The 25,492-nt window shown below is 49.9% G+C and carries 15 protein-coding genes; 3 read left to right on the top strand and 12 right to left on the bottom strand.

Translation table 11 applies throughout. The features are described 5' to 3' along the window. Nucleotides 1–188 precede the first annotated feature (188 nt). From WJM45_RS04585 to glnK, 4 genes are all read right to left on the bottom strand, one after another. Nucleotides 189–1,481, bottom strand: a complete 1,293-nt coding sequence (locus WJM45_RS04585) for an ammonium transporter (protein ID WP_341327810.1) — start codon at nt 1,479–1,481, stop codon at nt 189–191. A gap of 287 nt (nt 1,482–1,768) precedes the next feature. Continuing rightward, nucleotides 1,769–2,107 carry a P-II family nitrogen regulator gene (locus WJM45_RS04590; RefSeq protein ID WP_014147352.1) on the bottom strand — a complete coding sequence of 113 codons (339 nt, stop codon included), beginning with the start codon at nt 2,105–2,107 and terminating at the stop codon, nt 1,769–1,771. Nucleotides 2,108–2,284: 177 nt separating this feature from the next. Then, complete coding sequence (locus tag WJM45_RS04595; protein ID WP_341327811.1) at nt 2,285–3,541, bottom strand: ammonium transporter; 1,257 nt, start codon at nt 3,539–3,541, stop codon at nt 2,285–2,287. A 23-nt stretch (nt 3,542–3,564) separates the two neighbouring features. Beyond that, nucleotides 3,565–3,903: a P-II family nitrogen regulator gene (gene glnK, locus WJM45_RS04600; protein ID WP_341327812.1), complete on the bottom strand. Its 339-nt coding sequence runs from the start codon at nt 3,901–3,903 to the stop codon at nt 3,565–3,567. 527 nt (nt 3,904–4,430) lie between these two features. On the opposite strand from glnK, the gene glnA reads away from it, so the two are divergent. From glnA to ntrC, 3 genes are all read left to right on the top strand, one after another. Continuing rightward, entirely contained in the window at nt 4,431–5,840 is a 1,410-nt protein-coding gene (gene glnA, locus WJM45_RS04605) for a glutamate--ammonia ligase (RefSeq protein ID WP_341327813.1), read from the top strand. A gap of 712 nt (nt 5,841–6,552) precedes the next feature. Further along, nucleotides 6,553–7,602: a nitrogen regulation protein NR(II) gene (gene glnL / locus WJM45_RS04610; RefSeq protein ID WP_341327814.1), complete on the top strand. Its 1,050-nt coding sequence runs from the start codon at nt 6,553–6,555 to the stop codon at nt 7,600–7,602. After that, a complete protein-coding gene (gene ntrC / locus WJM45_RS04615; RefSeq protein ID WP_341327815.1) occupies nt 7,595–9,004 on the top strand; it encodes a nitrogen regulation protein NR(I) in 1,410 nt (469 codons plus the stop codon). Before glnL ends, ntrC begins: the two co-directional genes overlap by 8 nt. Before the next feature lie 277 nt (nt 9,005–9,281). Here ntrC and WJM45_RS04620 read toward each other — a convergent pair whose 3' ends face one another. From WJM45_RS04620 to WJM45_RS04655, 8 genes are all read right to left on the bottom strand, one after another. After that, nucleotides 9,282–11,186 (bottom strand): transketolase C-terminal domain-containing protein, encoded by a 1,905-nt coding sequence (locus tag WJM45_RS04620; RefSeq protein WP_341327816.1) that lies wholly within the window; start codon nt 11,184–11,186, stop codon nt 9,282–9,284. A 291-nt stretch (nt 11,187–11,477) separates the two neighbouring features. Continuing rightward, complete coding sequence (locus tag WJM45_RS04625) at nt 11,478–14,546, bottom strand: efflux RND transporter permease subunit (protein WP_341327817.1); 3,069 nt, start codon at nt 14,544–14,546, stop codon at nt 11,478–11,480. Further along, nucleotides 14,543–15,637 (bottom strand): efflux RND transporter periplasmic adaptor subunit, encoded by a 1,095-nt coding sequence (locus WJM45_RS04630; protein WP_341327818.1) that lies wholly within the window; start codon nt 15,635–15,637, stop codon nt 14,543–14,545. The genes WJM45_RS04625 and WJM45_RS04630 overlap by 4 nt, the downstream gene beginning before the upstream one ends. Before the next feature lie 600 nt (nt 15,638–16,237). Beyond that, on the bottom strand, nt 16,238–16,888 hold the full coding sequence (locus WJM45_RS04635; RefSeq protein ID WP_341327819.1) for a hypothetical protein: 651 nt from the start codon (nt 16,886–16,888) through the stop codon (nt 16,238–16,240). Nucleotides 16,889–17,261: 373 nt separating this feature from the next. Continuing rightward, nucleotides 17,262–19,370: an EAL domain-containing protein gene (locus tag WJM45_RS04640; protein WP_341327820.1), complete on the bottom strand. Its 2,109-nt coding sequence runs from the start codon at nt 19,368–19,370 to the stop codon at nt 17,262–17,264. 2 nt (nt 19,371–19,372) lie between these two features. After that, nucleotides 19,373–19,837 carry a response regulator gene (locus WJM45_RS04645; RefSeq protein ID WP_341327821.1) on the bottom strand — a complete coding sequence of 155 codons (465 nt, stop codon included), beginning with the start codon at nt 19,835–19,837 and terminating at the stop codon, nt 19,373–19,375. Nucleotides 19,838–19,852: 15 nt separating this feature from the next. After that, nucleotides 19,853–22,057, bottom strand: a complete 2,205-nt coding sequence (locus WJM45_RS04650) for a PAS domain S-box protein (protein WP_341327822.1) — start codon at nt 22,055–22,057, stop codon at nt 19,853–19,855. Next, the gene (locus WJM45_RS04655; RefSeq protein WP_341327823.1) at nt 22,054–25,212 is read right to left on the bottom strand and encodes a GAF domain-containing protein; all 3,159 of its coding nucleotides are present in this window, start codon (nt 25,210–25,212) and stop codon (nt 22,054–22,056) included. Before WJM45_RS04655 ends, WJM45_RS04650 begins: the two co-directional genes overlap by 4 nt. Nucleotides 25,213–25,492 lie beyond the last annotated feature (280 nt).

A 25,492-nucleotide genomic window follows, 5' to 3' on the forward strand; every position in this document is an offset into this window, starting at 1 on the left:
CTTGACAAGCACTAAAAAACATGAATTATTTCACTATTCACTATTCACTATTCACTATTCACTATTCACTATTCACTATTCACTATTCACTATTCACTATTCACTATTCACTATTCACTATTCACTATTCACTATTCACCGCCATAATGTGGATGGACGAAACCGTCCATCCTTTCCGGTAGGGAAGATTAGGTTAGATTGTGGTAACCGGTTTCTTCGTGGGTTGCGATATCCAGGCCTTGTTGTTCTTGGTCTTTGGTGACTCTTAAACCGATCAGTAGATCCAGGACTTTCAAGATCAAATAACTAAAAAAACCGCTCCAGAGAATCGTGACGCCGACCGCCAGCGCTTGTACGCCGACTTGATCCATGATCGAAACGCCTTCGTCCAAACCCAATCCGCCTAAACTGGTGGCAGCGAAAACGCCGGTCAAAAGCGATCCGACGATGCCGCCGACGCCATGAACAGGAAATACGTCGAGCGAGTCGTCGATTTTCAGCTTTCGCTTCATGAATTGAGTGGCGACAAAGCAGAGCGCACCTGCAGTAACGCCTATCACCAATGCGCCTGCGGGACCGACGAAGCCGGAAGCCGGCGTTATGGTGCCGAGGCCTGCGACCATGCCGGTCACGATGCCCAATGCGCTGGGTTTGCCGAATTTGATCCATTCGATGAACATCCATGTTAAAGAGCCGGCTGCCGCACCGGTGTGCGTTACCAGGATCGCCATGCCGGCTGAACCGTCGGCGGTCAACGCGCTGCCGCCATTGAAGCCGAACCAGCCGACCCAGAGCATGCCTGCGCCGGTTAACACCATCGTCATGTTATGAGGCGGCATCGCAGTAGTCGGGAAACCTCTTCGATTACCGAGAACTAAGGCCGATACCAGGGCAGCAACGCCGGCATTGACATGAATCACGATGCCGCCGGCGAAATCCATGACGCCCAAGTCGGCGAGCCAGCCACCGCCCCAGATCCAATGACATATCGGTACATAAACCAGCAGCAACCACAAGGCGCTGAACCAGAGAATGGCGGAAAACTTCATGCGCTCTGCGAAACCGCCGACGATCAAAGCCGGCGTAATGATTGCAAAAGTCATTTGAAACATAAAGAAGACGGTTTCCGGTATGTCGCCGATTAGAGAATCCGTGACCAAGCTGGGCACGAAAAATTTATGGGTGCCGCCCATAACTTGTTGCAAATCTCCTCCGTCGTCGAAAATCAGGCTATATACGCCTGCAAGCCATAGCAGCGAAACGATGCAGGTGATTGCGAAACATTGCGTTAGCACCGATAGCACGTTTTTGCTTCTGACGAGTCCGCCATAGAACAGGGAAAGCCCGGGCAGAGTCATGAAGAGCACTAATGCGGTAGAGGTTAATACCCATGCGGTATTGCTTTGATTGAGTTCGCCTGCCGCGGCAAGTTGCGGTAGGCCGAACAGTAAAATGAAACTGTTCAGTTTGTTAAGGGTCATGCTGTCCTCGTTAATTATTATAAATTTTTAGTGGACGCGCGCGGAATTGTCGGTACCGGGAATAAATCATATCCAGGTACCGAATAGTTTTAGGCTTGTTCGTGAGCTTAACCCAGCCTTAGCCAATGTATAGTGCCTATGGTTTAAAATATTGAGTGATATAAGCTAAAAAATCATGCCGAATTTTATCCAGCTTTTACAATGAAGGCTGGGTCGATATTGTCGTGCATAATGTTTATTTTTAGTTAACTTTCAATGTTTTATGATAGGCATCGCTTAAGGCAGGGTTAAATGGCGTCGCTGCCGGTTTCACCGGTTCGGATGCGAATCACTTGCTCCAGACTTGTCACAAAAATCTTGCCGTCGCCTATCTTCCCGGTATTAGCGGCCTTGACAATGGTTTCAATGGCCTGATCCAGGATTTCATCGGAAACGGCAATTTCCAATTTCACTTTGGGCAAAAAGTCCACGACATATTCCGCGCCGCGATAAAGTTCGGTATGCCCTTTTTGGCGCCCGAATCCTTTGACTTCGGTGGCAGTAACTCCCGCAACGCCGATTTCCGATAAGGCTTCTCTGACGTCATCCATTTTGAATGGTTTGATAATCGCTGTAATTAATTTCATATTGATCTTCCAGAGTGGTTAAGTTGCTATCGTATCCCTTTCGGGGTTCGGTTTAAGCCGCAATCATAGTTAAATATCCTAATAGTTACAATTTCATAAGGCTTAATCCGATGCGGGGCGTTACTTTTTCCGAAAAAAACGGGCGCACGACGCGCCCGTTGTTGGTAGTTCAACGCGTTAGCGTTTGCTGCCTTCGGTCGTAAACTCGGGGTAAGCTTCCATGCCGCATTCGGAGAAATCGACGCCTTTGTATTCTTCTTCTTCGCTGACGCGGATGCCCATCGCTAGCTTGATTATGTACCAAGTCAGTAGGCTGCTGAAGAAGACGAAGCCGAATATCGTTAATGCGCCGATCATTTGTGCCGCGAAACTTGCTTCGTCATTAGAGAGACAAACCGCAATAAGTCCCCAAAGACCGACGACGCCATGGACCGAAATCGCGCCGACCGGGTCGTCGATTTTGAGTTTGTCCCAGGTGATGATTGAAAACACGACCAGTACGCCGCCAACGATGCCGATACCTGTGGCCAGCAGTGGTGTAGGTGTTAACGGTTCTGCGGTGATAGCGACCAAACCTGCCAAGGCGCCGTTCAGCGTCATCGAAAGATCGGCCTTGCCGAACATGAAATGATGAGTTAGCAAAGCGGCTACAAGTCCGCCGGCTGCGGCCATGTTGGTGTTGACGAAGACCAGGGCAACCGAGTTAGCTTCGCCGATGTCCGAAATTTTCAGTTCCGAGCCGCCGTTGAATCCGAACCAACCCATCCAAAGAATGAAAGTTCCAAGGGTTGCCAGCGGCATATTACAGCCTGGGATTGGGTTGATTGAGCCGTCTGCTCCATATTTTCCCTTACGTGCACCGAGTAATACTACTCCCGCCAATGCCGCGCTCGCGCCACACATGTGAACTACGCCGGAACCGGCAAAATCGAGAAAGCCAAGGCCATCGAGAAAGCCTGTGCCCCATTTCCAATAACCTTGCAGCGGGTAGATAAAACCGGTCATTATGATTGCAAATACCAAGAACGACCAGAGCTTCATGCGTTCGGCAACGGCGCCGGACACGATTGACATCGCTGTCGCAACGAACACGACTTGAAAGAAAAAGTCGGCCATTTTCGAGTAATAGGTTTCTCCTTCGCTGCCCATTACGGCCTCGGTCGTATGGTCATCACCGAGCAGGAAGCTGATGCCGGGCCATACACTGTTGACCGCTTCATCAGGGTACATGATGTTGTAACCGACCAGCATGTACATGATGCAGGCGATCGCAAACAAGGCGATGTTTTTGGTTAAAATTTCGGTGGTGTTTTTGGCTCTGACCAAACCGGCCTCAAGCATCGCGAATCCGGCCGCCATCCACATGACTAGCGCGCCGCTCATTAAAAAATAAAATGTATCGAGCGCGTAACTTAATTCAACTAATTTATCCACTTTCGATCTCCTCGTTAACGATGTTATAAAGCTTCTTCGCCGGTTTCACCGGTTCGGATGCGGACGACTTGCTCGAGATTGCTGACAAAAATTTTGCCGTCGCCAATCTTGCCGGTATTGGCTGCTTTGGAAATGGCTTCCACAGCCGCTTCGAGCTGTTCGTCGCCGATGGCTACCTCGACCTTGGCCTTTGGTAGAAAATCCACGACATATTCCGCGCCGCGATACAATTCCGTATGGCCTTTTTGGCGGCCAAAACCTTTAACTTCCGTTACGGTGACTCCTGAAACCCCTATTTCCGATAACGCTTCGCGTACATCGTCCAGCTTAAAGGGCTTAACAATTGCTGTTATTAATTTCATCTCTATGCCTCTTGTTAAGTTACGAACTCGAATTTGTTTAAAGCACGGAGCGTGCCATAAAAGTCAAGGATGTTATTGACCCAAAATTTGGGCGCTTGCCTTAACAGGAGATATTGTTTTGTGTCAATGTGGTGCAACTTGTTTTAAACTGCGCACCATAATGATGCTAAGAAGGGTGGGCTGTCGATGAGCGACGTTGCTTTTGTAATTGAGATCAATTAGTTGCTTATATGGCATGTGACGTGCTTAAAAATAGTATGTAGTGATTTCGAAAGCCGGTACCATTCATTTGCAGCAATCGTTTTGAGGTCTAGCGAACCTCCGGCCGCTATTTGAAGAAGTTATTTCATGCTCGTTACATGGAGCATACGGTTCTTTTTGATTTGCTCGCCGATCAATGACTGGTTAATGGAGAAGGGTTATAAAACTTTTCCGGGCGGCTATATTGCAACTCAAAAAAATGATATCGTTATCGCGAAATATTCTTAAAAATTTACATATAACAATCAACCTAGGAGACAACTTACATGTCTGTAGAAAATGTACTTAAAATGATTCAGGAGCACGATGTTAAATTTGTCGACTTTCGCTTTTGCGATACGCGCGGCAAAGAGCAGCATGTGACTTTTCCTGCTCATGATGTGGATGAAGATCTTTTTGAAGAAGGCAAGATGTTCGATGGCTCCTCGGTTGCGGGCTGGAAAGGTATTAACGAGTCGGATATGATTCTAATGCCGGATCCAAGTACGGCGGTGATGGATCCGTTTTATGACGATAACACGCTGATTCTGCGTTGCGATATCATCGAGCCGAACGACATGCAAGGCTACGAACGCGATCCGCGCTCTATAGCGAAACGCGCAGAAGCTTATTTGGCTAGCACCGGAATTGCCGATGCGGCTTTCTTCGGTCCTGAAAACGAGTTTTTCGTATTTGACGATGTACGTTGGTCGGCCAATATTTCAGGCGCTTCATACAAGATCGATTCTTCCGAGGCCGGCTGGAACTCCGAAAAAGCCTATGAAGACGGAAACATGGGGCATCGTCCAAGCGTGAAAGGCGGTTATTTTCCTGTGCCTCCGGTCGATTCGTTGCAGGATATGCGTTCCGCGATGTGTTTGATTCTCGAAGAAATGGGCATGGTTACCGAAGTGCATCACCATGAGGTTGCAACTGCCGGCCAATGCGAGATCGGTGTTAAATTCGGTACGTTGGTTAAAAAAGCCGACGAAGTGCTGGGTTTGAAATATGTCGTGACCAATATTGCGCATGCTTACGGTAAAACCGCGACATTCATGCCGAAACCTCTCGTAGGGGATAACGGTAGCGGTATGCATGTTCATCAGTCCTTGGCTAAAAATGGCGTCAATCTATTTTCCGGCGACTTATATGGGGGTTTGTCGGAAACAGCGTTGTACTATATCGGTGGTATTATCAAGCACGCCAAAGCGCTGAATGCATTTACCAATGCCTCGACAAACAGCTATAAGCGCTTAGTTCCAGGCTTCGAGGCGCCGGTAATGTTGGCTTATTCGTCACGTAACCGTTCGGCATCGATTCGTATACCTTTCATTAACAATCCGAAAGGACGTCGTATCGAGGTGCGCTTCCCCGACTCGACCGCTAACCCTTATTTAGCGTTCTCGGCAATGCTAATGGCGGGTTTGGATGGCATTCAAAACAAAATTCATCCAGGCGATGCGATGGATAAAGATTTGTACGATTTACCGCCGGAAGAAGAAAAAGCGATTCCGCAAGTTTGCCATGCTTTCGATCAAGCTTTGCAGGCATTGGATAGTGATCGCGAATTCTTGAAACAAGGCGGCGTGTTTACCGATGACGCCATCGACGGTTATATTGCGTTGAAAATGGAAGAAGTGACCCGTCTGCGGATGAGCACGCACCCGGTTGAATTCGATATGTATTACAGTCTGTAATAACGAATCGAAAATACAATAACAAAACGCCCCATAATGGGGCGTTTTTTATTTGGGCGCACCAAAAGTGCCGGTCAATAGTTTTCTCTATTCTCGTTTTGCACCGGAAATGATGGGGAAGGGAGAAAGGAGAAAGAGGAAAGAGGAAAGAGGAAAGGGGCAAGGGCTTCTGGTTTCCACGGTCCTCTGTGGGAACCCATGCCGGAGTTGCCGAGGCGAGATCGGTATGCGTTCCCACGCTGGAGCGTGGGAACGAGGAAGGAGTTGTAGGGAGTAGGGTGATATCATCGAGAGTATCGTTCCCACGCTCTGCGTGGGAATGCAGTCCGAACCGCTCTGCGGTTCGAGGACGCTGAATCTCCGTAGGGTACGTTTCGTGTTCCATGGCAACCCCTCCAATATTACATAAAACATTTCTGGTTCCTACGGTCCTCCGTGGGAACCTATGCCGTAGCTGCCGAGGCAAGATTGGTATGCATTCCCACGCTGGAGCGTGGGAACAAGAAAAAAACCGTCATCCCGGCAGTGATTATCGGGACTCAGGTCACAAGGACGTGAGGGCCTGTGGCAAGACATGGCCCCCCCGGAGGTCTTCGGTAAATACCTAAATATTTTGGTCCAATATTTGCTTTTTATATTAGTAAGACGATCGTTTTCTCTGTATGAATATTTCTTTCTCGATTAACCGATAAGCTCATGACTTTAAAAAACCGTGTATAAAAAGATTCTCGAACACTTAAATGAAGCGGTTTTGCTATTCGATCGGCAGCTTAAACTGACTTACATCAACACCGCCGGTGAGATTCTCTTCGCCGATAGTGCTCGACACTTGTTGGGCAATAGCGCCATTGAGTTATTCAAGACGGTCGATTCGGAGCAGCGGTTGGATCTGGAGCAATGCCTACGTATGGATGAGCCCTTAGTCGATCGCGAATTAACCCTGGATATTATGAATCAGAGCATTACGGTTAATTTTAGTGCAACGCCCGTTATCAATGATGATCAGGTTACTGAGATAATTGTTGAGTTGCAGCAACTGGATAGGCATTTACGCATTTCTAAGGAAGAGCAATTATTATCTCAGCAATCAACCGTTCGAATGTTGGTCAGAGGTCTGGCTCATGAAATCAAAAATCCCCTTGGAGGGTTAAGAGGCGCGGCACAGTTGCTGGATCTAGAATTGGATGATCCTGAACTGAAGGAATACACTCAAATTATTATTGCCGAGTCCGATCGACTGCAAGGTTTAATGGATAAAATGCTCGGCCCTAATAAGCTACCGAATAAAGCGCTATTAAATATTCATGAAGTTGTCGAACGAGTTAGGCAATTAGTGCTTATCGAAGCGAACGGAAAACTGAGCGTTATTCAGGATTACGATCCTAGTATTCCGGATGTTTTTGCCGATAAAAATCAATTGATTCAAGCGGTATTGAATATTGTAAGAAATGCCGTTCAGGCGATGGAAGGCAGCGGAGTACTGACTTTAAAAACCAGAGTTTGCCGGCAGATGACGATAGGTCGCAAAAGAAATAAATTGACCGCGAGAATCGATATTATCGATACCGGTCCCGGAATCGATAAAGAGATGATGAGCAAGGTTTTTTATCCGATGATTACCGGACGGGCCAGCGGAACAGGGCTGGGTTTGTCCATCGCACAGTCTTTGATCAATCAACATGACGGCATGATCGAATGCGATAGTCAGCCTGGTCGTACCGTTTTTTCAATTTATTTACCCCTGGAGAATCACCATGAGTAATTCGGGCATGGTTTGGATCGTCGACGACGATAAATCCATCCGCTGGGTATTAGAGAAAGCCCTGCAAAAAGCCGCGATCGAAACCCGTTCATTCGCTAACGGTAACGTGTTGCTCGAAGCGTTGAAATCCGAAGAACCGGACGCGTTGATCACCGATATTCGCATGCCCGGCATCGATGGCTTGCAGTTGTTGAAGAGCGTGCAAAGCAGTCATCCGGATTTACCGGTGATCGTGATGACCGCACATTCCGATTTGGAAAGCGCGGTATCGGCATTTCACGGCGGGGCCTTCGAATATTTGCCCAAGCCGTTTGATATAAAAGAAGTCGTTGAGGTTGTTCGACGCGCGTGTGAGCATTCCAAGCAAAGGCAGGAATCGATACATAATAACCATGTCGCTGAAGCAACACCCGAAATTATCGGCGCCGCTCCGGCGATGCAAGAAGTATTTAGGGCGATAGGTCGATTGGCTCGCTCCCACATTACCGTGATGATCAATGGCGAGTCCGGAACCGGCAAGGAATTGGTGGCCAAGGCTTTACATCGTCATAGTCCAAGAGCGAGTAATCCGTTCATTGCATTGAACATGGCCGCGATCCCTAAGGATTTGATGGAATCCGAATTATTCGGGCATGAAAAAGGTGCGTTTACCGGAGCACAAGCGCGACGGTCGGGGCGATTCGAGCAAGCCAATCACGGAACGCTGTTCCTCGACGAAATCGGCGATATGCCCGCCGAACTGCAAACGCGATTGTTGAGAGTGCTGGCGGACGGCGAATTTTATCCGGTCGGTGCGCATTCATCGGTCAAGGTCGATGTTCGGATCATTGCCGCGACACACCAGAATCTTGAAGCCTTGGTCGCTCAAGGGCGGTTTCGCGAGGATTTATTTCATCGCTTGAATGTTATTCGCATTCATATTCCACCACTTCGAGATCGCCGAGAAGATATTCCGTTGCTAATGCAGTATTTTTTAAGTAAAGCCGCGGCCGAATTGAATACCGAATTAAAGGTGCTTAAGCCTGATGCCGAACAATTCTTGAAGGCCCTGGAATGGCCGGGAAATGTACGCCAGCTCGAGAATCTGTGTCGTTGGCTGACCGTAATGGCTTCAGGTAGGGAAATTCACAAGAATGAATTGCCGCCGGAATTGCTGCATAGTCGAGAGGAGTCGGGCGGGGCTGATGAGAATTGGCAAGGGGTATTGAAGAAAAATATAGAGTACCAATTGCATAAGGGCGATCAGGAGATCGCCAAACATACGATACCGGTAGTCGAAGCCATTTTGATTAAGTCGGCATTGGATTTTACCGGCGGAAAACGTCACGAAGCGGCTAAGCTTCTGGGTTACGGTAGGAATACGCTGACACGTAAAATCAAAGAGTTGGATATCGAAGAATAATCGGTAATCTGATTATGTAGAATAGGCCCGTTAACCCACGCGTTCCAGCTTGGGAATACCGAAACCGGAAGCTTTATATCTGGTAAGGACGTAGCCCGTATGCAGAGCTAGCGGAATACGGGAAATTCGTGGCCTCGCCCATCCCGGATTGCGCTGCGCTCCATCCGGGCTACGGTGCTACGAAGTATATACACATGGCCGTCACGAAATCCTTATGGCTCGAGAAGAGGGCTTTCAAGGATGAAAGCCCTCAATCCGGTGTGATTGCCTATAAGGTTTAGCCTTTGAGCAAATCCTTGACTTTAGCCATGATGCCGTTCGGATCGATGCCTTGGTGCGGGAATTGCTCCCACAAGCCGCCGCAGCCTTCTTTATGCGTGGCGATGTGAGCAAATTTAGGCGTGTAACCGCGTTCCAGTAACCATGAGCCATATCGGCTGCCCAGACCGGTTTTGCGGTTGAACGATTCGACGACCAACACCATCGGCGATTTTCCGACTTTGGCCAGCATGTCTTCGTCGATGACGTTTAATGTCGGTTTGTTGATCAAGCCGACATCGATGCCTTCTTGTTTCAAACGTTCAACCGCATCCAGCGCGCGGTATAAGGATTCGCCGAAGCTGACGACATAGCCTTGCGTCCCTTCGCGGATGACTTCGTCCTTGCCGGAAACGAATTGGTAATTGCCGCCGAAGAAATCGTTCCCGTCGCTATCAAGGATCATAGGGACTTTCGAGCGGGTAGAGAAGACGAAACGCAGACCCGGGTTGAAGAAAATAGTTTCCAAGCAGGCTTTCATTTGGTTCGGGTCGGCCGGGAAGTACAGATTGGTGTCGTAACCGTCGCTCAAACCGTTGTCGGCGAACATGTTGTTTAAACCGAAATGGCAGGTGTTGTCGGCCATATCGTCGATACCGGAATGCGAGAAATGACACAACACGTTGGAATTGTTCAAACGCGCCATTGTAATTTCGGAAATACACATTTCCAGGAAAGCGCTGAATGTGCCGAAAATACCTTGCTTACCGGCTTCCATACCGAAACCTGCCGCCGCGGAAAAGTTGCCGCGCTCCATGATGCCGGAAGAGATGAAAATCTCGGGGTAAGCATCATGAATTTTCTTTAATCCGCAAGAGCCCTCGAGGTCGCTGTCGATCACGCGGACTTTTTCCAGACGTTCCGCTTCGGACAATCGGCCCAAAATCGCGACAGACGCATCGCCGAAGACGTTTCGGTTGGCATCCCATTTGTCGCTGGAGCCGAGGAAGGTGTAGTCTTGTTTCGGTGCTTGGATAGACTTTAGGTGTTCGACAGCGGCTTGCTGACCGTTGGCTTCCAAGTATTCGAGCGCCAATTTAACCGAGATGACATCGTGACCGTGGGTCGAGCCTTCCAAGCCTTTGATGCCGGGGCACATCGGGCGGTGATTGATGACCGCGACAGGACCTTGCGTGTTGATCGCGGTGACGATGCGGTGGTACAAGTCGTCGAGGTCTTCGCCGTCGCCTTCCAGTACTTTAACGCCATGGCCTTCCAGCGTTTTAGCGGTGCTGCATCCGCCCAAGTAATGGGAAGGGTGACCGGCGATCGTGACATCGTTATCGTCGATAATGAGTTTCACGTTGAGATTTTGAGCAACGGCAAGGCGTGCCGCTTCGGCATCATTACCTTCTTGTTGCGAGCCGTCGGAGCCCAGGCAGAATAATGTCTTGCTAGGGTTTGCCATCGCCACGCCATTGACGTAAGGCCACATGTGACCTAAGCGACCGGAGCTGAATTTTACGCCAGGCGTAAAGCCCAGTTCAGGATGGCCCGGTAGATGAGAATGCGCTTCGCGGTAATGCATCAGCTTTTCGGCCGGTAAATCGCCGTTTAGCGTGGACATCAAGTATTGTGTGGCAACGCGGTGTCCTGCTTCATCGAAAAAGACAGGAACGAATTTATCGTCATTGCCGCGAAACAGGGCGTCCAGAATCATGACTTCCGGAACCGTATCGAACGGGCCGCCGGTGTGTCCGCCAACGCCTCTGGCGGCGCCGGTTGCTGTGAAAAATACGATCGCATCGCGGCATAATTGAATGTTGGCCTGCAGCGCCGATTTTTGTTCGGCGGTCAGTTTATTGCTGCTTGGATCGAGTGAAATGCGCTGATAAGCGCCGAGATCGATTGGAAATTTAGACATAGTTATTTTTTTTTTTTTCCGGTTGGGTTAATAAACGTGCTTTGAAAGGTCACGGTATCGTCTTTTCAAATGCGATTATAGGGTGGTTAATGGCGGCAGAGACCTCGTCGGAAAGAAGCGATGCCCTAGGCACCGTATTCCTATGTGGATGTTTTTGAGATGCCTGAAGAACCGACGTCGCTGTTTTCGACCGCCATCCGTGGTTGCGATCAATGAAAAGCCGAAAATATGACTGCGAGAAGTATAACTCGTAGGCAAGCTCAACAAAACACTTTCGCAAAAAATGTCGGCTCAATCGTTTCGAACCCAAGTTTGATTTTCACGCTCGGTGTAGCGGTCTCTTGCCAGTAACAGATAAAAGGAAGGGACGACGAAGAGCGTAAATAGCGTTCCAACGCCGAGACCGCTAGCGATTACCAAGCCGATATCGAAACGGCTGGCAGCGCCAGGGCCCGAGGCGATCAGTAAAGGGACCATCGCGACGATCATCGATACTGTGGTCATTAAAATCGGCCGGAGCCGAATTTTCGCTGCTTGCTCTACCGCTTCGCGTTTGGTTAAGCCTTCGTGGATCTGCAATTGATTGGCGAATTCGACGATCAAAATACCATTCTTTGCAATTAAACCGATCAACGTGATCAAGCCGACTTGCGTATAAATATTGATCGAGGCGAAGCCGAGCATGATGAAAGCTAGGGCGCTGGCGATCGAGAGCGGGACCGAAATTAGAATGATCAAAGGGTCGCGCCAGCTTTCGAATTGCGCAGCCAGCATTAAGTAAATGATCAACAGCGACATGAAAAAAGTCACGACCAGAGCGCTGCCTTGTTGGGCATATTGTCGGGAACTGCCGGTATAGTCGTAACTATAACCGCGCGGAAACAATTCATCGGCTTGCTGTTCCAAATAGTCCATGGCATCGCCGAGTGTTACGCCGGGCGCCATCATGCCCGATACAGTCAGACTGTTAAGTTGTTGAAATTGCGTCCGTTTACTGGGTTCGACCGATTGTTCGATATGCACCAGCGATGACAGGGGTACTTGGCCGCCCGATGCGGTACGCAAATAATAATGCTCGAACTTACTGGTATCGAGGCGCGATAAATCGTCGACTTGCGGTATCACTTTATAACTTCGCCCCTGCAGGCTAAAGTGGTTGATATATTGCCCTCCGAGTAAAGATGCTAGGTTGCTGCCGATGTCTTGCATCGTCAGTCCCAAATCAGCTGCTCGATCGCGGTCGATGACTAGAGTCGCTTTGGGGCGGTTGAAATTGACTTCCTTCATCAAGAAATTGAAGCGCCCGCTTTGTGTCGCACGATCGACCAGAAGATCCGCTACTTGGTCAAGCGATGCGTAATCGGCATCGGTGACGATTACGAATTGCAGCGGAAGGCCGCCTCCCGATCCCGGTAAGCTTGGCCGAGGAATGACTGCGGTTTGAAAGCCGGCGATGGTATTGACCTTGGTCTGCAATTCCGGCTGTATCGCCATTTGCGAACGTTTGCGCAATGCGGTCGAAGGCATTTTAAAGCCGCCGAATACAGTGTTGTTGCTGCCGCCGAAGCCCAGCAACATAAAGCTTTCGTTGTATTCCGGTATCGATTCGAACTGGTTGATCAGTTCTTCGGCATAGGCTTCGTTGTAGTTTAAGGTTGCAGTTTGCGGGCCGGTCGCCATGACGAACAGTATGCTTTGATCTTCGGTCGGTGCCAGTTCTTTTTGCGATAGACTGAACATGAAATAAATGCTGATCAAGACCATCAGCGCGAAAGCTATGATTATCGACGGCGTTTCCAGAAGCGGGTGTAACAATTTTCGGTAACGTTCGGACCAATCGTTAAAGATTGCTTCGACCGCATGTTCGAAACGGCCGGCCTTGCCTTGGTCTTTCAATATTTTGGAGCTCAGCATCGGTGCGAGGGTGAGTGCGATAATGCTCGAAATGACTACCGCGCCGGCCAAGGTAAAAGCGAATTCGGTAAATAACGTACCGACGAGTCCGCCCATGAAACCGACCGGCAAATAGACCGCAACCAGCGCCACCGTTGTCGCGATTACCGGAAGAACCAATTCGCGCGTGCCTTCGATGGCCGCTTCGAATTTGGATTTGCCCAATTCGATATGACGATGCACGTTTTCGACGACAATGATCGCGTCGTCGACGACTAGTCCGATGCCCAGAACCATTGCCAGCATGGTGAGCAGGTTTACCGAAAACCCCATGAGTAGCATCAAAAAAGTGCCTCCGATCAACGATAAGGGGACTGTGATCGATGGAACCAGTGCGGCGCGAATCGAGCCCAATGATAAATAAATGATCAATAAGACGATGATCAATGCTTCGGCCAGCGTGCGAAAGACTTCGTTGATCGAATCCTGGATAAAACGGCTCGCATCGTAAGGTAGCAGGATATGCATGGCTTCAGGCAAGTCTTTTTCAATTTCGTCCAGCATATCGCGGACGGCATAGGCAACCGTCAGCGGGTTGGCTCCGGGTGCTTGTTCGATACCCATGAAAATCGCGGTCTTGCCTTTATACCAGTTGACCATGTCGTAATCTTCGCTGCCCAATTCGGTATCGGCAACATCGGATAGCCTGATTAGCGTACCGCCGCGATTGCCGACGACTAGATTTCGAAAATCCTGTTCGCTGACGACATCGGTTGTCGCGCTCAAATCGACCGTAACGAAATTCCCCTTGGTTTGACCGGCTCCCGACAAGTAATTGTTCGAGCGCAACACATTCGCAACATCCTCGGCAGTTACGCCGAGCGACGACATGCGCTTGGGGTCGAGCCAGATACGCATTGCAAAGGTTTTATTACCGAGTACATTGGCTTTGCCGACACCCGGTATCGATTGGATTTTCGGTTTAACGACGCGAAGCATGTAATCGCTGATTTGCGAAGGTTTCATCGTATCGCTATATAACGCGACATACATCAATGCAGTCGTATCTCCGATTTGCGATGTAATGACCGGGTCTTCCGATTCGGCGGGTAAGACATTGCGTTGACTAGCTACTTTCGCTTGAATTTCGGCGACCGCGGCATTCGGGTCGTAGTTAAGGCGCATGTGCGCTTCAATCGTCGAAACGCCTTGGCGACTGTTCGAGGACAAATAATCGATGCCGTCGGCCTCGGCGATGGCCTGCTGTAGGGGCGTGGTAATGAAGCCTTGCACTAAATCGCTGCTGGCGCCGGGATAGGACGTGGTAACCGTGACGACGGTATTTTCGGTTTCCGGGTATTGTCTGAGCTCCAGCGCCGTGATGGCTCTCAAGCCGAGTACTAAGATCAATAGACTGACAACGCTGGCGAGGACCGGTCTCTCGATGAAAAGGTCGGTGAACTTCACTGTGAAATCCTCCGTTCGCCAGGGGCGGGTTTATCATCCAACTTAACCGGCATGCCGTTACGTAGTTTGACTTGGCCGGCGCTGACGACGCGTTCCCCGAGACTCAAACCGTTAATAATTTCGATGCGTCCCGCTCGAGTTTGTCCCGTTTCGACTTGCCGGCTTTGAACGATCAGGCCTTTCTCGGCCGGTTCGATCACGAATACCGAATTGCCGTACGGGTTATAGGTGATCGCGGTATCGGGTAGTGTCAGTACCTTGAGTGCTTGGTCCGATAAAATGTTGATTTGTGCGAACATGCCCGGATGCAGCAGTTTTTCGCTGTTGTTTAACATGGCGCGAACTTGCGCGGACCGCGTGCCTTGATCGATCAGCGGACTTACGGCGCTGATTTTGCCGTTGAATTCTCGGTCCGGGTAAGCTTGTACGGTCGCAATAACTTGGCGGTCTTTAACGAGTCGATGCAGATAGCGTTCGGGGACGGTAAAGTCCAAATAAATCGGGTCCAGTTGTTGCAAAGACACGATTGCCGAACCTTCCGTTAAGTATTGGCCGAGGTTGACTAGACGAATGCCGAGTTTTCCTGTGAAAGGTGCGCGAATACGTTTTTTGTCAATCAGTGTGCGTTTAGCATGAACGGCCGCGGCGGTTTCGTCGAGTAGGGCATGGTTCTGATCGTAATCGGATTGGGAAATGAAATTTTTATCTATTAGCTTTTCGCTCCGCTCGAAGCGGACCTTGGCGAGCCGCATTTCGGCTTCGAGTCCTTGTAATTCTGCGCGATCGGTCGACGCATCCAGTTCCAACAGCAATTGCCCCTTTTTAACCGATTGGCCGGAATCGAAATGAATCGCTTCGACTTTGCCGGCGATTTCGTTGCTGACGTCGACGCCGGCTATTGCGGTCAAGCTTCCCACCGCGGACAAAGTGGAAGGCCAGATTTCCTGGGTGACTTCGGTGGCTGCAACGACGGCAGGCGGCGGAGGTTGAAAACGACCGGCTTCTTGATGAAGTTGGTAAAACTTCAGACCGAAAATACCGCCAAAAATCAACACAGAAAATAGTATGAGAATAAGAAAACGTTTGAGCATGTGAGGTTTAATACCGAATCGATGGGAATGTGGAGGCAAAACCAGTACCTAAATTATCCAAGATAGTCAATTATAACCAATGGGTTATGGAATTTAGGTGCTGGGTGGATGTGGATTTTTCAGGAGCAATAATCGACCGAGCACCCCGGCGCCGAAATTTTCCTCGTTCCCACCGCTCCAGCGTGGGAATGCATACCGATTTTGCCTTGGCTGCCACGGTATGGGGTTCTACGGAGGACCTCTCATCGTTATACATAAATCGTGTATTATTATGATCTTGCCATCTTAGCTAATGCGACCTCGATGCCATTTATTGTCACCTAACGTTCATGAAGGCCCGGCAATCGCCCTGGCAAAGAAAGTGCGAGGTGTGGGAGAGAGTGCGGTCACTCGCCCGACAGGACGCCGTGAACCCAGCACCTAAATTATCCAAGAAAGCTAACCATAGCCGATAGGCTATGGAATTTAGGTGCTGGGTGAATACGTCCATGTAGGCTCTATCCCAGCGCCGCGGTGCCTCCTTAGAGCCTGCCGAAATTTGAAGTGCGAAAGGTAAATAACGACGAGCCGAGGTTCGTGGGAACCGGAAAACCATGATGGCTAGCGGTCATCAAGTTCCTTTATCATTTGTCGGATCCGATTCAGCAATTGTCGTTGCTGCGTCGTCGGCAATCGCTTTAGGTCGTGTTCGAATTCAATCAGGCCATAATCCTCTGTTTCATTGCTCGAGTCGGATTGTTGTATGCCGCAATCGGCGAGAACGCGAGTGATGGGTTCTTGCGCGTCATCTAGCGGCATAGCCCCCGACAATATCTTTTTGAGCATGGTATGTATGCGCACGAAAACCGATTTTCCGTTGAGTAACGCCTCGGCAAATGCTTGTGCATGCTCGTCGTTATAGGCTCTTCGTCTCGAATCCGAAAAAGTGCGCATTTCAATGGTAACGAACGCTTGATTATCGATTCGATAATCGAAGTCGAACGGTTGATTTTGAGATGTAATCAGACTGTTGGAATCGACTATGAGTTGCAATTGATTCGCCTTGCAAACGATTTCAAGTCTGATCAAGTCATATAGTCCCCGTTTCGGTAACGGCGATCGTGCTAAAGTGTATTCGAGGTTAGCTAAGCGGTCCCAGTTACGATGGTAACTCCATGTGTGGAAGTCCTGAGCTACTGCGGTTTGTAAAGACAAGGCGACAATGCAAAGAACCTGTAAAAAATGCCTAAATAATCGAGTTTTAAGTTTCATTGAGCAATAGGCCCTAAAGCTTTGATAAAGAATCTTAGGATACACTAAAACTCGAATCGAAAGCTAAACCGAGTAAAGCCAATTCAATGCTCGGCAGGACGGCGGTTGACACCCCGTTCTAAACATTTCGAATGTGATCAAAGCAGCCCGAAATATTTACTGTGAAAGTTTGTGAGTTAAGGATTTCGTAATAAATAACCTCCTGGAACTATGAGCTTTGTTGAGGGTTCGGTAACTCGCTTGACAGGACGCCGTGAATACGTCCGTGTAGGCTTGACGGCGGCTTTCCCTGCCGCCGACACCTGCCAATCGAGCAACCGAACCCTCCCTAAAATAGGGAAGTTATTTACGACCAAATCCTAAGGTTCTTTATCTAATTCGCTTTCCCGCCGGAGCATCGATATCGATCGCTTTGTCGGATCAATTCATCCGCCGGCATGGGCCGCGCGAATAAATAACCTTGAGCGATATTACAACCTTCGCGTTCAAGAAATCGGGCTTGCTCTTCGGACTCGACGCCTTCCGCGACGGCTTCCAATTCTAAGTTTCGAGCCAGCGCGATGATAACTCGAACGATGGCCTCGCCGTGTTCATCGCGGCCGATGTCCTGCACGAAGGATTGATCGATTTTTAACCGGTCCAGCGGGAGGTTTTTTAAATAAGCCAGACTGGAATAACCGGTGCCGAAATCGTCAATCGATAGCAAGATACCTTGTTGACGCAAATTCTCCAAAATGCGCATGGCTTGATCCGGTTGGCGCATGATCATCGATTCGGTCACTTCCAATTCCAGATGTTTGGCAGGGATACTCATTCTTTCCAAGGCGGCGGATACTTGTCCTGCGAGATCCTCCCGGTCGATTTGTTGCATCGATAAATTGACCGAAACGCGAGGGATGTCGAAGCCTTGTGCTTGCCATTCGGCCATTTGTCTGACGGCTTCGTTTAAAACCCATTCGCCGATTTCACCGATAATACCCATGTCCTCGGCTAACGGAATGAATTTCCCAGGCGAGATCATGCCTAATTCTTCGTGCTGCCAACGCACTAGCGCCTCGACTCCCGCAAGCGTACGGTCGATCAAGTTAACTTGAGGTTGATAATAAAGCAAAAGCTCGTTTCGAGCGACCGCGCCGCGCAGAGCGTTTTCCATGATCAAGCGCTCGAAAGCGCCGGTAGTTAGGCCTGACGAAAAGAACTGATAGGTATTACGGCCTTGTTGTTTGGCTTGATACATGGCCAGGTCGGCGTGTTTCAATAGCGTGTCGACATCTTTGCCGTCGTGCGGAAACAGTGCGATGCCGATGCTGGCGGTCACGGTTAACGTGTGGTCGTCGATGAACATCGGCCGGTTAAAGATTTGCAATAATTTATGTGCGACGACGACCGCGTGATGCGCGGTGGAATCGTCTTCCAAAAGCAGAACGAATTCGTCGCCGCCTAGTCGAGCCAGCGTATCGTCGGCTCGAATCGCTTGCTGCATACGTTCAGCGGCTTGTTTCAATAGGTCGTCGCCGACCGAGTGTCCCAGTGTATCGTTAATTGTTTTGAACCGGTCCAGATCAAGAAATAATACGGCCAGATTGTTGTTTTCCCGTTGCGCATGGATCAGGGCATGCCCGAGACGGTCTCTGAATAAAGTGCGATTGGGTAGGCGTGTTAATGCATCGTGATGAGCCAGAAAGTCGAGTTGCGCCTGAGCTTCCTTGACCGAGCTGATATCGTTGAATACGCCGACAAAATGCGTGGTGGCGCCTTCGCTGTTTTTGACCGCGCTGATAGTCAACCATTCCGGATAAACTTCGCCGTTTTTACGTCGATTCCAGACTTCGCCGCGCCAATGGCCTGTGCCTAATAATGTATTCCACATCTCGAAAAAAAACGACCTGTCTTGGTGGTTGGACTTCAGGATGCGGGGGTTTTTACCTAGCACTTCGATCTTGGTATAGCCGGTGATTTGTTCGAAGGCCGGATTAACGGCTACGATATTGGCGTCGATGTCGGTAACGATGACGCCTTCGCCGGTCGATTCAAAGACCTGGTCGGCGAGACGCAGTTTTTCGAGATAGCGTTTGCGTTCATCGCGAAGCTCTTTTTCCTCAAGCGCATGCCGGATCGCGGCGCCCAAGCGAGCAGGGCGATCTTTTAGTACATAATCGAATGCGCCTTTTTGCAAGGCGTCGATCGCGATTTCCTCGCCGATACTGCCGGAAACAACGACGACAGGAATATCGTTATCGCGGTTATGAAGCAGTTCCAAGACTTTGAGGCCGCTAAATTGCGGCAGACACCAGTCGGTTAAAATCAAATCAGGTCGGTTATCGAGCGCTTGCAGAAAGTCCTGTTCGCATTGCACCCGTTGCCAATCGAAATTTAACCCGTCTTCCTTCAGTTGCAATACCATCAGTTCGGCATCGACCGGCACATCCTCGACGATCAGAATGCGCAATAATTCGTTACGTTCCGTGAATGATTTGATCATCTTCATACCTCAGATTTCGAGGTAACTCCGAGCGGCGGCCCGATATTTAGACTTAACCAATAGTTTTCGATTTGCTTGATGACTTCGATAAAGCCGGAAAACGAGACGGGTTTGACAAGATAGGAATTAGCGCCGATATCGTAAGATAAAGCCCGATCGCCTTCTTCGCGTGATGAGGTCAAAATAACGACCGGTATGCGTTTGATCAATGGTGCGGTTTTGATTTGCTTGAGTACATCGAAGCCGTCGATACCCGGCATTTTAAGATCAAGCAGAATCAGATTTGGTAGCGGATAACGTTTTCGGTCGTCGTAGTCGCCGCGTCCGAATAAATAATCGAGTGCTTCGCGACCGCTTGAGGCCGTTTCGATTCGGTTGATCAATCGGGCTTCATGAAAGGCGTCCAGTGCTAATTCGATATCCATGCGATTATCGTCCACTAACAATATAATGGCTTCATTATTCATAACGATTCTCATGCTTTAATTGGCGGCGGGAAGCCGAATACTAAACGAGCTGCCGTTGCCGGGAGTGGATTCGACTTTTACCGAACCGCCCATCATGCGTGCCGATTTTGCCACGATGGCTAGACCTATCCCCGTTCCCGGGTATTCGTCCTCATTGTGCAGGCGCTGAAAAACCTGGAAAATTTTATCATAATACTCGGGTTCGATACCTATGCCGTTATCGGTCACTTGAATAATTACTTGACTGTTATTATTGCACGACGTGATTGTGATTTTGGGCGGTATATCCGGTTTACGGTAAATCAACGCATTATCGAGTAAGTTGGATAATATTTGCCCAATTAACGTTACGTCGCCGATCGGCGATGCCAGCGGTTCGATGATTTCAAGCGTGGCTTGAGTGGCCGTTATACGTTCGGCAAATGTTGCCGATAGCTGTTTCAGCAACGGTGATAGCGCTATCGGGCTCATTTGTACGGCGCGCCGCCCGGTGCGAGAATATTCCAGTAGGTCCTCGATCAATTGGCTCATACGGTTTCCGGCTTCGATGACATTATCGAGGTAATGGCGGCCCTCGTCATTGAGCGTATCGCTATGCCTGCGTGCCAGAATTTGCGCAAAACCGTTAATGGCGCGAAGCGGTGCGCGTAGATCGTGCGAAACCGAATAAGAAAATGATTCAAGTTCTTTATTGGCTTGCTCCAGCTCGGCCGTGCGCTCGCTAACCCGTCGTTCCAAATAGGCATTCAGTCTGAGTACTTCCTGTTCGGCTTCGATTCGTTCGGTGATGTCCAAACAATAGCCCAGATAGCCGACAAAATCGCCTTTGTGATCGTAACGAGGTACGCCGTCGTCGATAATCCATCGGTATTCCCCATCATGACGCCGCAAGCGGTAAACCATTGAGAATTTTTCGCGCTTGTCGAAAGCCTCATTATAGACTTGCACGCAACGATCGTAGTCATCGGTATGCACGCCTTCGGCCCAGCCTAAACCCCATTCTTGTTCCATCGTCCGTCCGGTGAATTGAAGCCAGGGTTCGTTGAAATAGTCGCACATCTTATCGAGGCGCGCCGACCAAATGAGCACGCGCCCATTATTGGCAAGTGAACGATAACGCGTTTCGCTTTCCTTCAATGCAATTTCGGCGGCCTTTTGATCTTCGATCAAGCTTAATAAAACCAAGCGCTGCCGGTCCGATTCCTTTAACAATTGTTCGGTTTCGGTTCGTGCCGCATGAGTGGCTTGTTCGGCTTGTTTTCGTTTGGTGATATCGATCACGATCGCGACCGTCCAGTTCGGCGACTGACCTTCTTCCCATAACGGCGAAACCGTTAAGTTGACCCAAACGCTGTCGCCGTTTTTATGGATATAGCGTTTTTCCATCGAAAATTCGCGAATTGCTCCGGCCAGGAGCCGCTGCGTTTTTGCGTTGTCGGCCGCCACATCTTCGGGATGCGTGATGCTTTGATAGGTCAGTTGTTCCATTTCATCGCGGGTATATCCGACGATATCGCAAAATCGCCGATTGATTCGCATGAAGCGGCCGGTGCGTATGTCAACCTGTGCAACGCCTGCCGCCGCTTGCTCGAATAAGGTGCGAAATCGCGTCTCGCTTTCTCGAAGCATCGCGGTGTCGCGGTCGCGCCGAAGCCTTATTGTCATTAGCGATCCGAGCATTACAACCGCTAAAGGGTAGATCGTCAAAACCGGTAAGGCGATATCAGACAGGACCTGTATTGCGGTGGAATAAGGAAGAACCAGCATCAAGGCTAGCATCAAAACATGCACGATAAGCCCGAATAGCCAAAGTTCGCGCCACGATATTTCGACGAGCGGCGATGGCCGAAAATGCCGCCAGAGTATGCCCGCGAGTCCCGATACGATAATGACCGAAACTCCGGTCCATGTCGCAATGCCGCCTTGATAGAGTCGTAATGCCGCTGTGCCGGCCATGGCAACGGCGGTCGGGATGGCGCCGAAAAACAAGCCGGAAATACTTAACAGCACCGACCGAGTATCGAAGATGATGCCGGGTTGATAATACCAAGGCGTCAGCATGATGACCATGCCGATCAAGGCAATCCCCAAGCCGATTGCAATTTGTCCGGCTAACTTAGGTTTGAATAACAAGCGCCCGGCCGTCATGTCGAAGGCTAGCGCGATCGTCAGTAATAATGCGGCATTTTGGAGTATTGCTAGCGCTCCGGAGGCAATCATGGCTTGAGTTCCGGTACTGAAGCGGAGTAACGCGTCGGTTCGCCGAGCCGGGTTAGTAGGGCGTTGACTTCTTGTTTCAAGTCCATGATCCTCGACTCTCTATCTAAGGTGACCGTGTGCCAGCGGCGCAGTTCGTCTAATTGCCGGTTAAGTTTTTGAGTATCCTGTTCTCTTTCGATCGCAATCGCGGCTAAATGCGCAAAGGCATTGATCAGCTGTCGCTCGCTTTCGGTTGCGTGGCGCGGCGTTCGGTAATAAGCCGCGAAAGTGCCGAGTACCTTGCCGGTTCCGGAAAGAATCGGCGTCGACCAGCAGGCGCGTAAATCATGGTCGAGAGCGAGGTGTTTATAATTTTTCCATAGCGGGCTTTCGGCGATATCGTCGACGAATACCGGTTGCTTAGTAAAAGCCGCGGTGCCGCAGGAACCGACGGAAGGCCCGATTTCAATGCCGTCCACGGCTTGGTTGTATGCAGCAGGCAGGCTCGGTGCCGACCCATGTCTAAGATGTAAGCCGTCCGCATCCATCAGCAAGATCGAGCACAGCATGTCGGGGCTGTGCTGTTCTATGTTGCGCGCGATATGTTTCAGTATTGTCGTTAGCGGTCGCCCTTCGGCGATTTGCTCCAAGGCGTTGTTAGCTGCGGCGAGCAGAGCTTGCTGTTGTTTGAGTTCGCTGATGTCTCGGGCGATGCCTAGAACGCCGATGAGTTTTCCGTTGGCATCGTACATCGGGGTTTTCGTGGTTTGCACCCGAATATTGCGCCCGTCTCCCGAAAAAGTCAGCGCTTCTTCGTTCGTGACCGGCTTTCCAGCGGCTGCCGCGGCCAGGTCGTTCGCGCGGAAAGCGTCCGCTGTTTCCGGGCTGACAAAGTCGTAATCGGTTTTGCCGATAATTTCGGATGCCGGGACTCCGAATAATTCTTCGATAGCCGGATTGCAGGCCAGGAAGGTCCCGCTATGATCTTTTAGCCATACAAAATCGGGTATTGTCTCGAAGAGTGTTTTTAATCTATATTCGGCTTGTTTGCGCGCGGTTTCGCGTTCGAAATTATCCAGTGCGAAAGAAATATCCTGAGCCATTTCTTCCAACAAAGTGCGCATTTGACGGTCGAAAATATGCGTTTCGGCGGCATAAAGGTTGAATACCGCGACCAATCGGTTGCCGCAACGCAAGGGCAGTGCAACCGATGCGCCGATGCCGTATTGCCGGGCCAGGCCATGCCATGGCGCTGTTATCGCGTCATTGAGAAAGTCCTCGCAATAATAAGGGCGTCCTTTGCGCATGACGTTAGCGGTCGGTCCCCGTCCTTTCGATGAATCGGGGGTGATCGCGATTTCGGTTTGGCGGATGTATTCGTCGAGAGCCCCGAAACTGGCTGCCGGTTCGATTCGACCGGATATCTCGTCGATGCGGCCGATCCAAGCGCCAAGGTAACCGCCGTATTCGACCGCGATGCGGCAGAGGCGTTGAAAAAGCTTGTTCGGATCGCGAGTTCTTACGATTGCCTGGTTGGTTTCGCTGAGTGTTGCATAGGCTTTGTTGAGGCGCTGTATTTGCTCTTCGGCGGCTTGTCGAGCGCTTATGTCACGAATAAAGCTTTGCCGGTAATGATTGCCGTCGATCTCTAAAGGGCTGCAACTGATTTCGACCGGAAAGATATCGCCGTTTTTGCGTAATTGTAGTGTTTCGAACAACGCTCCGTCCTTCGTGTCGGCGGATGGCCAGATGTTTTGGATGGCGGCCTGAAGATGCGACGGCGTTAAGTCGCGGATAGTCATCGAGCGCAATTCGTCGATCTCGTAACCGTATGCCGATGAGGCGGCTTCGTTGGCTTCGACGATGCGTCCTTCGAGATCGGTTAGTAAAAAAATATCGCGCGCCAGTTTAACTAATCTGTCGTAATGTCCGACAATTGCCGCTCGATCTTCCAGTTGCCGTTGCCGGAACAAGGCAAAGCGCATTTGTTGACTGCGCCAGAGCAGCAAAACGGCAAGACCTCCGGCGCCAACTGCGAATATTACCACTAGAAAAATTAATTTTGCTCGTAGTTTCAACGGTTTCAATATTGTATCGGCGTTATTTTCTAATAAGACATGCCAAGGCATGTCGGAAATCGGTTGGAATGCCGCCAATACTTCCAGATCACGGTCATTGATACATCTGCAAAAACCGGCTCCGTCGAGCACCGCTCGGGCAGCGGACAAGTTGGTTTGGCTTAACGGTTTGCGGATTGCGAGCGGAGAGCTGGCTATCCCTTCGGTTTTGTTGAGATAGACCACTTCATCGCCTTCTCGGCGTACTAAAAATAATTCCGAATCGGCGGAAATGGCCGACCATTCATTGAGGGATTTGTAAAGCTGTATAGTCGGATCGGCGCTCAATACCATCATGACAAAGGTTTTTTGCGGCTCGTTGACGATTATCGGTGTGATGAATTCGAGGCGATATTGGTCGGGATTGGATCTGAGGCGATGAATGTCGTTGATCGTCAATCGCTGGGATTGTGACGAGTCGATAATGGCTTGTCGCAGTGCGTCTGAAGTTTCGATGGCTTCGCCGGTTGCGAATAAAGGATGTCCTTCCTTGGTATAGAGCTTTACGCCGACCCATTCTTTGGTTTCGAGCAGGGCGTCGAAATAGCTTTGCAGTTTTGCTTCAAGTGTTTTATCTAATTGACTGGAAACGTGTGCATCGATGGCTAGAGGTGCCGGGTGGGATTGTATCAGTTTGACGTCCTGGCGGCGTTCGGTTAACCAGTTTTCGATATGACGGGCTTTGGATTTTACGATGGTCGACTCTACGGAAAATTGCTGGGCGGTGAACTCTTCAGCCTGTTGGCGGTATACCAAATAGCCGAAGCCGCCAATCGAGAGGGCTATTGAAATGTAAGCGGCTATTAGTAAACCGGCTCGAAAGTTGAAGACACCGGAGTCTACTTCATCCTGGGTTGGAAGTTTTAATCTCAACAATGCATAAAGGATGAGCGCGGTCATCAACACGAAGGCAGCGCCTTTCCAAGCTTGAATGCGCACCAGCAGAGTTCGGTCGGTGATGAGTAAGCCGACTAGCCAATCCGAAGCCAATATCCAAAAGCCTGCGAAAGCCAAATACAAGAGTGTGATGATCGCTGCTTTTGAAAGTCGTTGGCGCACTGTTATGTTCCTATAGTGAGCTCATAAAATGGGCGTTGACTCGGGTTGTTATTGACGCTGATGGTAGTTATACGAGTTTGTTTTTATCGATTAGCGCTTAGGATACAGGTTAGTCGTAAAAAAACAAATTTTGGTTATAGGGGCCTAAGAGTCACTGCTATTAAGTTAAGAGAAGTTCGTCATTTCGCCATGCATGGCAGGATTTTGAAGCGCATTCGGGCCTGAATGCCAGGTTAACTTAATGACGTTAGCGGGTTGGTGCGACACGATAATTTGATCG

It is taken from the genome of Methylotuvimicrobium sp. KM2, from assembly GCF_038051925.1.
GTDB lineage: Bacteria > Pseudomonadota > Gammaproteobacteria > Methylococcales > Methylomonadaceae > Methylotuvimicrobium.